Origin of the sequence: Streptococcus mitis, assembly GCF_023110375.1 — a bacterium.
Taxonomy (GTDB): domain Bacteria; phylum Bacillota; class Bacilli; order Lactobacillales; family Streptococcaceae; genus Streptococcus; species Streptococcus mitis_CI.
Map to the genome: position 1 here is coordinate 445404 of NZ_JALDVV010000001.1, position 13651 is coordinate 459054.

General features: G+C 41.3%; 10 protein-coding genes and 2 tRNA genes. 1 reads left to right on the forward strand and 11 read right to left on the reverse strand.

Going from position 1 to position 13651, the window contains the following annotated elements:
- Nucleotides 1-10 precede the first annotated feature (10 nt).
- The 11 genes from dnaX to parE all read right to left on the reverse strand — a co-directional run bounded on the left by dnaX (nt 11) and on the right by parE (nt 12765).
- Nucleotides 11-1666, reverse strand: coding sequence for a DNA polymerase III subunit gamma/tau (gene dnaX, locus M1G12_RS02095; RefSeq protein ID WP_247949320.1), 1656 nt, complete (start codon nt 1664-1666; stop codon nt 11-13).
- Nucleotides 1666-2163, reverse strand: coding sequence for a GAF domain-containing protein (locus M1G12_RS02100; protein WP_247949321.1), 498 nt, complete (start codon nt 2161-2163; stop codon nt 1666-1668). Before M1G12_RS02100 ends, dnaX begins: the two co-directional genes overlap by 1 nt.
- 85 nt (nt 2164-2248) lie before the next feature.
- Nucleotides 2249-3451 carry a 30S ribosomal protein S1 gene (gene rpsA / locus M1G12_RS02105; RefSeq protein ID WP_001001630.1) on the reverse strand — a complete coding sequence of 401 codons (1203 nt, stop codon included), beginning with the start codon at nt 3449-3451 and terminating at the stop codon, nt 2249-2251.
- 161 nt (nt 3452-3612) lie between these two features.
- Nucleotides 3613-3684: transfer RNA gene (locus M1G12_RS02110), tRNA-Gln, on the reverse strand.
- Between the two features lie 9 nt (nt 3685-3693).
- Nucleotides 3694-3774, reverse strand: a tRNA-Tyr gene (locus tag M1G12_RS02115).
- A 49-nt stretch (nt 3775-3823) separates the two neighbouring features.
- The gene (locus tag M1G12_RS02120) at nt 3824-4054 is read right to left on the reverse strand and encodes a DUF2969 domain-containing protein (protein ID WP_000037113.1); all 231 of its coding nucleotides are present in this window, start codon (nt 4052-4054) and stop codon (nt 3824-3826) included.
- 97 nt (nt 4055-4151) lie between these two features.
- Complete coding sequence (locus M1G12_RS02125; RefSeq protein WP_000837410.1) at nt 4152-6119, reverse strand: peptide ABC transporter substrate-binding protein; 1968 nt, start codon at nt 6117-6119, stop codon at nt 4152-4154.
- 22 nt (nt 6120-6141) lie between these two features.
- Nucleotides 6142-7164, reverse strand: a complete 1023-nt coding sequence (locus M1G12_RS02130; RefSeq protein WP_004254793.1) for a branched-chain amino acid aminotransferase — start codon at nt 7162-7164, stop codon at nt 6142-6144.
- A 134-nt stretch (nt 7165-7298) separates the two neighbouring features.
- Nucleotides 7299-9770: a DNA topoisomerase IV subunit A gene (parC, locus tag M1G12_RS02135; RefSeq protein WP_247949322.1), complete on the reverse strand. Its 2472-nt coding sequence runs from the start codon at nt 9768-9770 to the stop codon at nt 7299-7301.
- Between the two features lie 205 nt (nt 9771-9975).
- Complete coding sequence (locus tag M1G12_RS02140) at nt 9976-10794, reverse strand: aminoglycoside 6-adenylyltransferase (protein WP_247949323.1); 819 nt, start codon at nt 10792-10794, stop codon at nt 9976-9978.
- A 27-nt stretch (nt 10795-10821) separates the two neighbouring features.
- On the reverse strand, nt 10822-12765 hold the full coding sequence (gene parE / locus M1G12_RS02145; RefSeq protein WP_084926449.1) for a DNA topoisomerase IV subunit B: 1944 nt from the start codon (nt 12763-12765) through the stop codon (nt 10822-10824).
- Nucleotides 12766-12900: 135 nt separating this feature from the next.
- Here parE and plsY point away from each other — a divergent pair, with 135 nt between their 5' ends.
- Nucleotides 12901-13542, forward strand: coding sequence for a glycerol-3-phosphate 1-O-acyltransferase PlsY (gene plsY / locus M1G12_RS02150; RefSeq protein ID WP_084926450.1), 642 nt, complete (start codon nt 12901-12903; stop codon nt 13540-13542).
- Nucleotides 13543-13651 lie beyond the last annotated feature (109 nt).

Genomic DNA, 13651 nt, shown 5'->3' on the forward strand with positions numbered 1-13651 from the left:
AAATCTTTCTTTAGTCTTCCTCTACCTTCACTTTATCAGCCAAAAATTCAAATCCTTCTGGAATCAGGCTTTCTTCTGCTTCTTTTTCAGTTTGAGAAGATTTGGCTTTGGCTGAAAAGGCTGCGCGAACTTCTTTCCATTCCTCCATGGAAATGGCTAAAATCTCAGGTGAAAAACCTGCTGCCTGACTGAGGATGTTACCAAACATAGTGTTGAGATTGTCCCGTTTCATGGTTTGACCAGCATTGAAGTTAGATTCAAAAGCAAGAATAGCATGGTGTTCATTGGCTGCAACCGGTTGAGAACCAGCTAGCAGAGCCTTATCAGGACCTCCAAGACTTTCAATCACCTCTCCCCAGGAATTCTGCAAGCGAATCAGATTTTGACGTGCTAAATCAGGATTTTCGACAGCCTCTTGTAAGATAGATTGAACCTTATTGCGATCCACACGATAGATTGTCTTTCCTGCTGTTGGACGACTAGGAGCTGGATTTGTTGGCTTAGATACGGTTCCCACATTGGCAAGTTCTTGTTTGAGACGGGCAATTTCCTGTCTCAGTGCAGAAATTTCACTTTCAACTGTCCCAGAAAGAGCTGGTTCAGGCTTAATCTCTGCCAAACGGATAGTCATCATCTCAGCATAAATTTTGGGCTGCAAACTAGACTTAATATCTGCTAAACTGACTGTCGCCAAGCGAATCATTTCAAACAGATTTTCCTGAGGGAGTGCCAAATTTTCTACAAAGACTGGACTATGATGAGTGTTTTCTCCCCCTGTTTGAACAATTAACAAATCTCTTAAATAGTGTAAAAGGTCGGTCACAAAACGAGTCATGCTCTTACCATTGTCAAAGAGAAGATTTAAGCATGCTAGGGCCTTGGGAACATCCTGTTGAGACAAGGCGGCCACATAATCATCCAAGGCTGATAGACTAATAGTACCAGTAATTTCTTCAGAGATGGCAGTCGTCAGTTCGTTTCCCTGTGTCAAACTCAGGGCTTGATCCAAAATAGACAAGGCATCTCGCATTCCACCTTCAGCCCGTCTGGCAATGATTTCCACAGCCTCTGGTTCAGAACTGATATTTTCTTTTTCTAAAATATAGTGGATATGTTCCTTAATATCCTGTGTCTTAATCGATTTAAACTCAAAACGTTGCACACGAGATAGAATCGTAGCAGGAATCTTGTGCAATTCAGTAGTAGCCAAAATAAAGACCACATTCTGTGTTGGCTCTTCCAACGTCTTTAGGAGGGCATTAAAAGCCCCTGTAGACAGCATGTGAACCTCATCTATGATATAAACCTTATAACGAGCAAGGCTAGGCGCATAGGTAGATTTATCACGAATTTCACGAATTTCATCAACCCCATTATTAGAGGCTGCATCCATTTCGATGACATCTTCTAAACTACCATCCGTCACCGCTTGGCAAATATAGCAGTTATTACAAGGTTCACCACCCACTTGATTGGGACAGTTCATAGCTTTGGCAAAGATCTTAGCCACACTAGTTTTTCCCGTTCCACGTGGACCAGAGAAAAGATAGGCATGACTTATTTTCTCTTGCTCTACTGCTTGTTTAAGAGTCTTAGCCACAACTTCTTGACCAACCAACTGGGAGAAGTTTTGACTTCTATATTTTCGATAAAGTGCTTGATACATTAGGCTTTCTCCCCAAACATTGTAAAGTCCCATTCTGTCTTTTCAAGCAAAATAGCGACAAATTGTTCCAAATAATCTCGATCCATAGCATCATAATCATCAAGCTCTGAAGAATCCAGATCCAGAACTCCAAGTAATTGACCATTCTTTATCATCGGCACAACAATTTCACTTTTAGCTCGACTATCACAAGAAATATAGTTGGGATAAATTGTTACATCACCAACCAGAACCGTTTCCTGAAAATGAGCTGCCTCCCCACAAACACCTTTTCCCAGTGCAATACGGATGCAGGAAACACCTCCTTGGAAAGGACCTAGAACCAATTCCTTTCCATCGAACAGATAAAAGCCTGCAAATACGGTATTACGTAAGCGTGATTTTAGAAGAGCACTGGCGTTGGAAAGATTAGCCAAAACATTGGTTTCACTATCCAATAAAAAAGAGAGCTCTTCATTTAACATTTGATAACGTGATTGTTTTTCTGATTCTAACATAGGACTATTATATCAAAAAAGGCTTACAGACAAAAGAAAAATCCCTTGTTTAGTAAACAAAGGATTTTGTGAATTTTCAATTTGATTAAAGTTCGATATCACCGAACAAGTCAGCCATTGAGAATCCTGTTTGTGTTTCTGGAAGTTCGAAATCACGTTTTTCTTGACGTTTTGGACGACGTGGACGAGCAGCACGTTTTTCTTCTTTTTGTCCTTCTTCTTGAGCTGGACGCTCTTCAAGAGCTTTGATAGAAAGTGATACGCGCTCTGCATCTGCGTTAACTTCAAGAACTTTAACTTTAACTTCTTGACCAACTTTAAGAGCTTCTTTTGGATTTTCAATACGTTTGTGTGAAATTTGTGATACGTGAACAAGTCCATCGATACCTGGCAATACTTCAACAAATGCACCGAAGTCAGTCAAACGTTTAACTGTTCCTTCTACTACATCACCTTTAGCCAATTTTTGCTCAACGCCATCCCATGGTCCAGGTGTTGTTGCTTTAAGTGAAAGTGATACGCGTCCTTCTTCTTCGTTAAGATCAAGGATTTTCACTTCAATTTCTTCACCAACAGTTACAACTGATTTTGGTGATACGTTACGTTCATGTGACAATTCAGTCAAGTGAACCAATCCGTCAACACCACCAAGGTCGATGAAAGCACCGAAACTTGTGATACGTGCAACTTTACCAGTTACTACATCACCAACAGCCAATTTACCGAATACTTCAGCGCGAGCTGCTGCTGTAGCTGCTTCAACAACTTCACGACGTGAAAGGATGAAGCGGTTTTCTTTAGCGTCAACTTCTTTGATTTTAGCATCAAATTCTTGACCTACAAAACGCTCAGTGTTACGTACGAAACGAGTATCCAACATTGAAGCTGGGATAAATCCACGAACACCTTCAAATTCTACTGAAAGTCCACCTTTAACGGCACGAGTTCCTTTAACAGTAACAACTTCTTCTTCGCGACCAACAAGTTTGTCCCATGCTTTGCGAGCTTCAAGGCGTTTTTTAGATACAAGGTATGTAACTGTATCAGTATCTTTACCAACTACTTGACGAAGTACAAGAACATCCAATACTTCTCCTACTTTAACAAAGTCATTGATATCTGCATCGCGATCGTTTGTCAATTCGCGAAGAGTCAAGACACCTTCAACACCAGTTCCAGAGATTGCAACGTTAGCTTGAGTCGCATCAACTGTCAATACTTCAGCACTAACAACATCACCAGTCTCAACTTGGCTAACGCTATTTAGCAAATCTTCAAATTCGTTCATCTAAAAAATCCTCCAACAATCAAGTTTTTCTTAAACTTGACATACTTATAATTTTTTTCCTAAGCACCCGCAAGGACATGTTCATATCGTTCACGTCTTTCAATTATAAAAATAAAATACCCTAAGATATTTTGCTTTTTATCTTGATCATTACCTAAGAACTGGGGTAGCTGGATTCGAACCAACGCATGAGGGAGTCAAAGTCCCTTGCCTTACCGCTTGGCTATACCCCATTGATGAAATGGAGAGAGAGGGATTCGAACCCCCGAACCCGAAGGAGCGGATTTACAGTCCGCCGCGTTTAGCCTCTTCGCTATCTCTCCTACAATCAACATGGACTATTATATCATGAAAATTTCAAAAAAACAAGACTTATTTTGCTAAATTATAATTTTCAATCAAAATTTCCACAGCTTTTTCCAATTTTTTATAAAAACTATCGACGTTTCCATTCTTTATGATGGCAAATTGTCCGTCTAATTCGGCAATTTCTCCGATAACTTTTTTACCAATTGTCAATGTATAGCCTTCAAAACTGTCTTTTCCTACATTAACCTTGGCATCTGCTACTTGAATTTCAATTTTTTTATCTTTCTTACTCATTTCATACCTCTCTTCACTTTTTCTATTTTACAAGAAAATCCCAAAACTAGCAAGAAAAAACTCTATATCGGGCTTGTCCGATATAGAGTTTTCCGCATTATTTAATGTGTTTTTCTAGTTCTTTTTGGTACTTACCATTTGATTCCAATTTTTCTTTTTGCCATTTTTTCAGTGCTTCTTCATATTCTTTTGTTGTAACAATATCTTTTTGCAATTTCATTCCTTTAAAGATATATGGGTCACCCTTAATACCAACTTGTGAGTATGGTTTTGAGAATGGCACGACATTACTTACAACTGGAGAACCACCAGATGAGGCTGTTGGCATCAATAATGAACTATCTGTCAACCAAGCTTGAGCCTTGGCATATTTTTCATAGCGTTCTTCAAGATTTGTAGTTTCTGAATCTGCATCATCCAATAATTTCTTATATTGGTCCAAACCAAGTTTAGCTACAACATCCTTATCTTTCCCTTTAGTAATACCAAGGTGTTTCATAGCAGAACCTGATTTAGGATCCATGATATTCAAGTAAGATGCTGGGTCTTGATAGCTTGGAGCCCATCCTGTACTGTTCAAATCATAATCTTTTTGAGAAGGAACACGCGCTTGAGAAGTGATTGTTTCCTTTTCATTATCTGTCATTTGAAGAACGTCGATAACAACATTTTCAGCACCAAGAGTTGATTCAATAGACTGTTTGAAAGAGTTGCTTTGTTGAACAGCGATGGTATCTGTTTGTTCAACTGGGACATCCAAGTGAATTGGGAATGTTACCCCTTTAGATTCCAAGTCTTTCTTAGCTTTTTCGAAAGCAGCTTTAGCCTTGTCAGGATTGTAGATAGAATCCTTACCGTCAACTAGCTCAACATCTTTCCATTGGTCACCATAGTTCACCAACTCTGCTTGAGCGATTTGACCAAAGTTTTTACCACCTGCTTGTACAAAGTTGTCAGGAACGAGGCTGTTACGAATAATCTTGTCCGCACCGTCTTCACCATTTAGCTGGGCAGCATAAGAATGGCGGTTGAAGGCAAAGTTGATAGCCTGACGGAAGTCCTTATTAAGCATAGCTTCTTTAGTAGAAGTCTTTTGCTCTTCACTTGTTTTCGCAGTTTTATTATATGATTGACGATTTACGTTAAAGGTGAAGTAATAACTACTTGAGTCCTGTGGGCTATAAGTGATTTTATCTCCGTATTGTTCCAAAGTTGAAGCAAAGTTTGAGCTACTTGGGAAGAGACGGGCTGTCGTATAGGCACCTGAAGAGAAGCTACGAATCAACGATTCCTGATCAGAACCATCGTAGTAAGTCAATTTGACCTTTTCAATTTTTACCTTTTCTTTATCCCAGTAATTTGGGTTTTTCTCGTATTCGATCAACGATTTAGAAGTCAAGGTCTTCAAGATATAAGGACCATTGTAAAGAATCCCTGCTGGAGTAACTGCTCCATAATCTTTACCTGATGCCTTCAAAAACTCTTCATTTACAGGCAACATCGTTGCTGTGGTGACTTTAGAGTTCCAGAAGCTTTCTGGTTTGTTTAGGGTATATTCGACTGTGTAATCGTCCAAAGCCTTGACACCAACTGTAGAGAAATCGTTCGTTTCACCAGTCATGTAGGCATCCAAGCCCTTGATTGAATTTTGGATGAGAGAGACGCCGTCTGACTTACCGTCAGCTACGTGTTTCAATCCTGTCACAAAGTCATGGGCTGTTACTTCTGCATATTCTTCACCTTCAGAAGTGTACCATTTAACTCCTTTACGAAGTTTGTAGGTATAAGTCAAACCATCTTTTGACACAGACCAATCTTCAGCCAAGGAAGGAATAACATTTCCGTATTGGTCATTTTCCATCAAACCATCAACCACGTTCCCGATGACATCTGTTGTAGATGTACGAGTCGCTATACTATAGTCCAAAGATGCTGGATCTACTGCATAGACATATGAAAATGTTGTCGGTGCATCTGCTTCTTTATCAGCTTTTCCACAAGCTACTAAAAGAGCTGTTGTGCTCAGGACCACTCCTGCTGTTAAGAGCCACTTTTTCGATTTCATAAAAAATCTCCTTTAGTTTATTTTAATCTACTTTTACAATCCAACCTTCTGGCGCTTCAATATCGCCAAACTGAATTCCTGTCAATTCATCATATAATTTACGAGTCACAGGACCTACTTCTGTTTCGCTATAGAACACATGGAAATCATCACCGTGCTGAATTCCACCAATTGGAGAAATAACCGCTGCTGTACCACAGGCACCTGCCTCTACAAAACGGTCAAGGTTATCAATTGGGACATCCCCCTCAATAGGAGTTAAGCCCAAACGATGTTCTGCCAAATAAAGCAAAGAATACTTGGTAATAGATGGCAAGATAGATGGACTCAATGGTGTTACAAATTCATTATCAGCTGTAATTCCAAAGAAGTTAGCTGATCCGACTTCTTCAATCTTTGTATGAGTTGAAGGGTCTAGATAGATAACATCTGAGAAATGACGTGACTTGGCCAATTTCCCTGGTAAGAGACTGGCAGCATAGTTCCCACCAACCTTAGCCGCACCTGTACCATTTGGAGCGGCACGGTCGTATTCATCCTGAATCAAGAAGTTGGTTGGAACCAAACCACCTTTAAAGTAATTTCCAACTGGCATAGCAAAGATGGTGAAAATGTACTCTTCTGCCGGTTTTACTCCGATAATATCTCCTACTCCAATCAAAAGAGGACGAAGATATAAAGTTCCACCTGTTCCATATGGTGGTACATATTCTTCATTCGCACGGACAACTGCCTTACAAGCTTCTACAAACATTTCTGTCGGAACTTGTGGCATCAAGAGACGGTCACATGTCCGTTGCAGGCGTTTGGCATTTTCATCAGGACGGAAAAGTTGAATACTGCCATCCTTAGTACGATAAGCTTTCAAACCTTCAAATGCTTGTTGACCATAGTGAAGACTTGGAGAAGACTCTGAAATATGCAAGGTTGCATCTTCTGTAAGTTCTCCTTGATTCCATTGTCCATTTTTAAAATGAGCAATATAGCGATAAGGTAATTTCATATAGGAAAAACCGAGATTTTCCCAATCAATCGTTACTGTCATATTCCACTCCTTATTCTAAAAACCTATTTCTTTTATTCTACACTATTTTTCTAAAATAGCAAGTATATTTTGTAATTTTCAGAAAATTTCTTCAATAAAAAGAACCAGCTCTTAGAACTGATTCTTCATTTCACTTATTTAGCTTCAGTAAATATTTCTTTAAGATAAGCGTCAAAAACTTCTTCATCAGAAATAGTATCAGAAATGAAGCTTCCGTTGCTGGTTCGTTCTGACAGGTTCAAGTCTTGCAATCGGCTTTCATAGATTGTACCTTTGTTGGATTGAACAAGCAGAGTTTGGTCGTTCTCTTCCACTTCTGTACTAAAGAGGTCACCAACGAAGCCTTGTTCTGCAACTGCTCCTGCCAAGAAGACACGATGCGGTTTATTTTTTAGCTCACGCAAGACTTGTAACCCACGTTTGGCACGGCTGGTTGCCGGAATTTCGTCAATAGAAACACGTTTCAAACTTCCACGTTGGGTCAAAAGGTAGAAGGATGAGGTGTTACAGATAAAGGCGGATTGGAGGACATCATCTGCTTTCAGGTTCATAGCTTTGACACCTGCAGCCTTAGCACCGACAACTGGAACCTCTTCGATATTGAAACGAAGGGCATAACCATTTTGGCTAATCAAAAGAACATCATCTAGTTTAATCGGAGCCACTGCTACAATCTGGTCTGTCTCGTCTTTGAGCTTAGCATACTTGACAGACTTAGACTTGTAGGTTCGCCATGGAGAGAATTCTTTGCGTTCTACCCGTTTAATTTGACCGAGACGAGTTGCAGTAAAGTAGGTTGTCGCATCATCAAACTGATCCACGACTTCCACATAAAGGATTTCTTCGTTAGTTTCAAAGTTTGTAATGGTTTGGCTCAGATGCTCTCCGATGTCTTTCCAGCGAATGTCTGCCAATTCATGGATTGGTCGATAAATGACATTTCCAAGAGTCGTGAACATCAAAAGATGCTGGGTTGTCTTGGCAGCTTGTACAAAAATCAAACGGTCATCATCACGTTTGCCAATTTCTTCCAGGGTTGAAGCGGCAAAGGAACGTGGGCTGGTACGCTTGATATAACCTGCCTTGGTCACGCTGACATAGGTATCTTCCTCAACGATAAGACTAGCTGTATCAATCTCGATTGCTTTCGCAGTGTCTTCTAAGCTACTCAAACGCGGAGTCGCAAACTTCTTCTTAACCTCACGAAGTTCTTTCTTCATGAGATTGTACATAGTCCGCTCATCACCGATAATAGCTGCAAGCATGGCAATCTTCTCACGAAGTTCTGCTTCTTCTTCCTGTAAGACAACCACATCGGTATTGGTCAAACGATACAGTTGCAAGGTTACGATAGCCTCAGCCTGTTCTTCCGTAAAATCATGGCTGACCTTAAGATTTTCCTTAGCGTCAGCCTTATTCTCAGAAGCACGGATAAGCGCAATGACTTCGTCCAAGATTGAAATCACACGAATCAAACCTTCGACGATATGGAGACGTTTTTCAGCCTTTTCCTTATCAAAGCGTGAACGCGCCAAAATCACTTCACGACGGTGGGCGATGTAGCTAGACAGGATTGGAACAATCCCAACCTGACGAGGCGTGAAATTGTCAATCGCCACCATATTAAAGTTGTAGTTGATTTGTAGGTCGGTGTACTTAAATAGGTAGTTGAGAACAAGCTCCGTATTCGCATCTTTCTTGAGTTCAATAGCGATACGAAGACCGTCACGGTCAGACTCATCGCGAACCTCAGCAATACCTGCCACCTTATTATTGACACGAACATCATCAATCTTCTTGACTAGATTGGCCTTGTTGATTTCATAAGGAATCTCCGTAATAACAATTTGTTCCTTACCACCTTTTAGCTTTTCAATCTCAGTCTTGGAACGAACAACCACGCGCCCTTTCCCAGTTTCATAGGCCTTCTTGATTTCATCACGACCCTGGATAATCCCTCCAGTCGGGAAGTCTGGTCCAGGCAAGAATTCCATGAGTTTATCCACCTTGGCAGTTGGATGGTCAATCATGTAAACAGCTGTATCGATGACCTCAGCTAAATTATGAGGTGGAATATCTGTCGCATATCCAGCCGAAATACCAGTCGATCCATTTACCAAGAGATTTGGAAAGGCTGCTGGCAAGACTGTCGGCTCTTTTTCGGTGTCATCAAAGTTCCAAGCAAAGGGAACTGTCTTCTTCTCGATATCCTGAAGAAGATAGCCAGCAATTTCAGACAGACGTGCCTCAGTATAACGCATAGCCGCAGGCGGATCTCCGTCCATAGAACCGTTATTACCGTGCATTTCAACCAAAATCTCACGATTTTTCCAGTCCTGTGACATACGAACCATGGCATCATAGATAGAACTGTCACCGTGTGGGTGGAAATTCCCCATGATGTTACCGACAGACTTGGCCGACTTGCGGTAACTCTTATCAAAGGTATTGCCATCCTTATTCATAGAATAAAGAATGCGACGCTGAACCGGCTTCAAGCCATCACGAATATCTGGCAAAGCCCGGTCTTGAATAATGTACTTGGAGTAGCGACCAAAGCGCTCTCCCATAATGTCCTCCAGGGACATGTTTTGAATGTTACTCATATAGGATACAGAGCCCGTAAAATACCAAGTGAAAATAGAAAATTCTTGAAGTAAGAAAGCTCACAAGAGAATTTATCTTTTTCACCTAGCATTTAGGGCGTGTTCAACTCCTTTCAAAGAATGTAGAGTAGATTTTTACAGAAAAGGTGTTCAGTTACTACAAATAACCAAACGGCCCTTTCTGTAGTTTAATCTTTTAAATTAGTCAGCAATTAAGAAGTCTCTCCTCAGCGTATTGAATCATCTTCTCAGCTACTTCTTTATCGTAGTCAAAATCCATCTTTTGAGCAAGGGACTGAGCCTCTTGGTGGAAAAGTTGCATCGTATCAAATAGAGACTGAGTGATTTTGTCTAAACTGGAAAAATCAAGAAGATTAGATAGCTCCTTCTCTTTTTCAACTGGCAAATGGTTAAAGAGATACTTGCAGTTCTTGCCGATTTCGACTCTTCCCCTAGCACTTGCTACCTGCCAAGCCAAGATTTTCAGGAGTTCTTGTTGACAAATGCCATAGAGATGATCGGTCGCGTAGATGAGCTGATTCCGACAAATCCCTTTGACAACGTAGGCCGACACGCACCAGAACTCATTGCAGGCTTTTTCAAAATCTGTCTGACTAGCTGGATTCGTCCAGTAACGCTCTATATTTGGTGAATAGGGTTCAAATAAATGCTCTGGATCTTCTAAAACAGTAAATCCGGCCTCACTATCCACCCACTCTTGAATTTGTTGTTTTGGACAGAGGGTTAGATCAATTCGATTTCCATCTTCAAAGAGCATGAGGTATAGACGACGTTGACCAAGACCAACTTCTTGCTCGATAATGCGTTTGCCAAACTGGTCCAACCAAGATAAATCTGTAATCAGCTCGTCCAGATTCTCTACAACATAGACTACGTCATAGTCTTGAAATTCATCTTTTGAGGCTTTTGTATCAGTCCGTGAACCAGACATGGCGACAGCCGTGACTTGTAAGGTTTCAGCAGTCTTTAAAACTACATCGAGCATTTCTGTTTCAGTTCTCATGTTTATACCCATTCATTAAAAACTAACTTAAAATACTGTCGCTTCTTCCAGCGTAAACTTGACATTATCTTCAATCCACTTACGTCGTGGTTCGACCTTGTCACCCATGAGGACATTGACACGGCGTTCAGCGCGTGCTAGGTCTTCGATCGTAACGCGAATGAGAGTGCGGGTTTCTGGATTCATGGTTGTTTCCCAGAGTTGGTCCGCATTCATCTCACCGAGACCTTTATAGCGTTGGAGGGTAGCGCCCTTACCGAACTGCTTGCGGAGTTCTTCTAACTCGCCATCTGTCCAAGCATAGGCCACTTCTTCTTTCTTGCCTTTACCTTTGGACATCTTGTAAAGAGGCGGAAGGGCAATATAGACATGTCCCGCCTCAACTAGCGGACGCATATAGCGGTAAAAGAAGGTTAAGAGAAGTGTTTGAATGTGGGCACCGTCGGTATCCGCATCGGTCATGATAATGATCTTGTCATAGTTGGCATCTTCAATAGAGAAGTCAGCCCCAACACCCGCACCAATAGTATAAATCATAGTGTTGATTTCTTCATTTTTGAGGATATCCGCCATCTTGGCCTTAGCTGTGTTGATAACCTTACCACGAAGTGGCAAGATAGCCTGGAACTTACGGTCACGACCTTGTTTGGCAGAACCACCGGCAGAGTCTCCCTCGACTAGATAGAGTTCATTCTTAGCAGGATTCTTAGACTGGGCTGGCGTTAATTTCCCAGACAACAAGCCCTTGTCTTTCTTGTTTTTCTTACCATTTCGGCTCTCATCACGCGCTTTGCGGGCCGCCTCACGGGCATCACGAGCCTTAATGGCTTTGCGAATAAGATTTGAAGCTAATTCACCATTTTCCATGAGGAAGAAGGTCAACCTATCAGCCACAATACCATCCACAACTGGACGAGCTAGGGGGCTACCCAATTTATCCTTAGTCTGGCCTTCAAACTGCAAATGTTCTTCAGGAACCAAGATAGAGAGAACGGCTGCTAGTCCTTCACGATAGTCTGAACCTTCAAGGTTTTTATCTTTTTCCTTGAGAAGACCTGTCTTACGGGCATAGTCGTTCATGACTTTGGTAATGGCAGACTTGAGTCCTGTTTCATGCGTTCCACCGTCCTTGGTGCGAACGTTATTAACAAAGGACAGAATGTTATCTGAAAATCCATCATTGTACTGGAGGGCGACTTCCACTTGGAAACCATTATCTTCCCCCTCAAAGTACAGAACTGGTGTTAAGGTTTCCTTGTCTTCATTAAGGTAGGAAACAAAGTCCTGCACCCCGTTTTCATAATGAAACTCAATCGCTTCATCTGTACGCTTGTCCGTCAGGGACAAGGTTACATTTTTCAAGAGAAAGGCTGATTCATTAAGGCGCTCTGAAATGATATTGTACTTGAAGTCTGTCGTAGAAAAGATGGTCGCATCCGGCATGAAAGTAACCTTGGTACCTGTTTTAGACTTGAGTGCTGTACCGATTTTCTTCAAAGTCGTGACAGGTTTTCCACCATTTTCAAAACGTTGCTTGTAGACTGCACCATCACGGGTAATTTCGACTTCCAACCAACTAGAAAGAGCGTTAACAACGGAAGAACCCACCCCGTGGAGACCACCAGATGTCTTGTAGCCACCCTGACCGAATTTTCCTCCGGCATGAAGAATGGTAAAGATTACTTCAACCGTTGGGATTCCCATAGCGTGCATTCCAGTCGGCATCCCACGACCATGGTCTTGAACCGTTAAACTCCCATCTTTATTGATTGTCACATCAATACGGTCACCAAATCCAGACAAGGCCTCATCGACAGCATTGTCGACAATTTCCCAGACGAGGTGATGGAGACCTGCCCCATCAGTCGAACCGATATACATCCCTGGACGTTTACGGACCGCATCCAACCCTTCTAGCACCTGAATGGCATCATCATTATAATTATTAATATCGATTTCCTTTTTTGACACAAGGAACCTCCTATTCGTTCATCTTTACTATTCTACAGGTTTTCCAAGGATTTTGCAAAATTTTTCTTTCTCCGGTGTGACAATTTCAGAAGAGATTCTCTGCCTTTCTTTCCCAATTCATGATATAATAGGAGTATGATTACAATAGTTTTATTAATCCTAGCCTATCTGCTGGGTTCGATTCCGTCTGGTCTCTGGATTGGACAAGTATTCTTTCAAATCAATCTGCGCGAGCATGGTTCTGGTAACACAGGGACAACCAATACCTTCCGCATCTTAGGAAAGAAAGCAGGGATGGCAACCTTTGTGATTGACTTTTTCAAAGGGACTCTAGCAACGCTACTTCCGATTATGTTTCATCTTCAAGGTGTTTCACCTCTCATCTTTGGACTTTTGGCTGTTATTGGACATACCTTTCCTATCTTTGCAGGATTTAAAGGTGGTAAGGCTGTCGCAACCAGTGCTGGAGTGATTTTCGGATTTGCGCCTATCTTCTGTCTCTACCTTGCGGTTGTTTTCTTTGGAACCCTCTATCTAGGCAGTATGATTTCACTTTCCAGTGTCACAGCATCTATCGCAGCCGTCATCGGAGTTCTACTCTTTCCACTTTTTGGTTTTATCCTGAGTAACTATGACCCTCTCTTCATCGCTATTATCCTAGCTCTTGCTAGCTTGATTATCATTCGTCATAAGGATAATATCACACGTATCCAGAATAAGACTGAAAATCTTGTTCCTTGGGGATTAAACTTAACCCATCAAAATTCTAAAAAATAAACGCCAGTTTGAACAGAACTGACGTTTTTTGTGGCTCTATAATATTTGTAGTGGGTAAATCCCCTATGGATATTATGGAGCCTATTTTGTTGTAGAAAAAAAGTCCCAT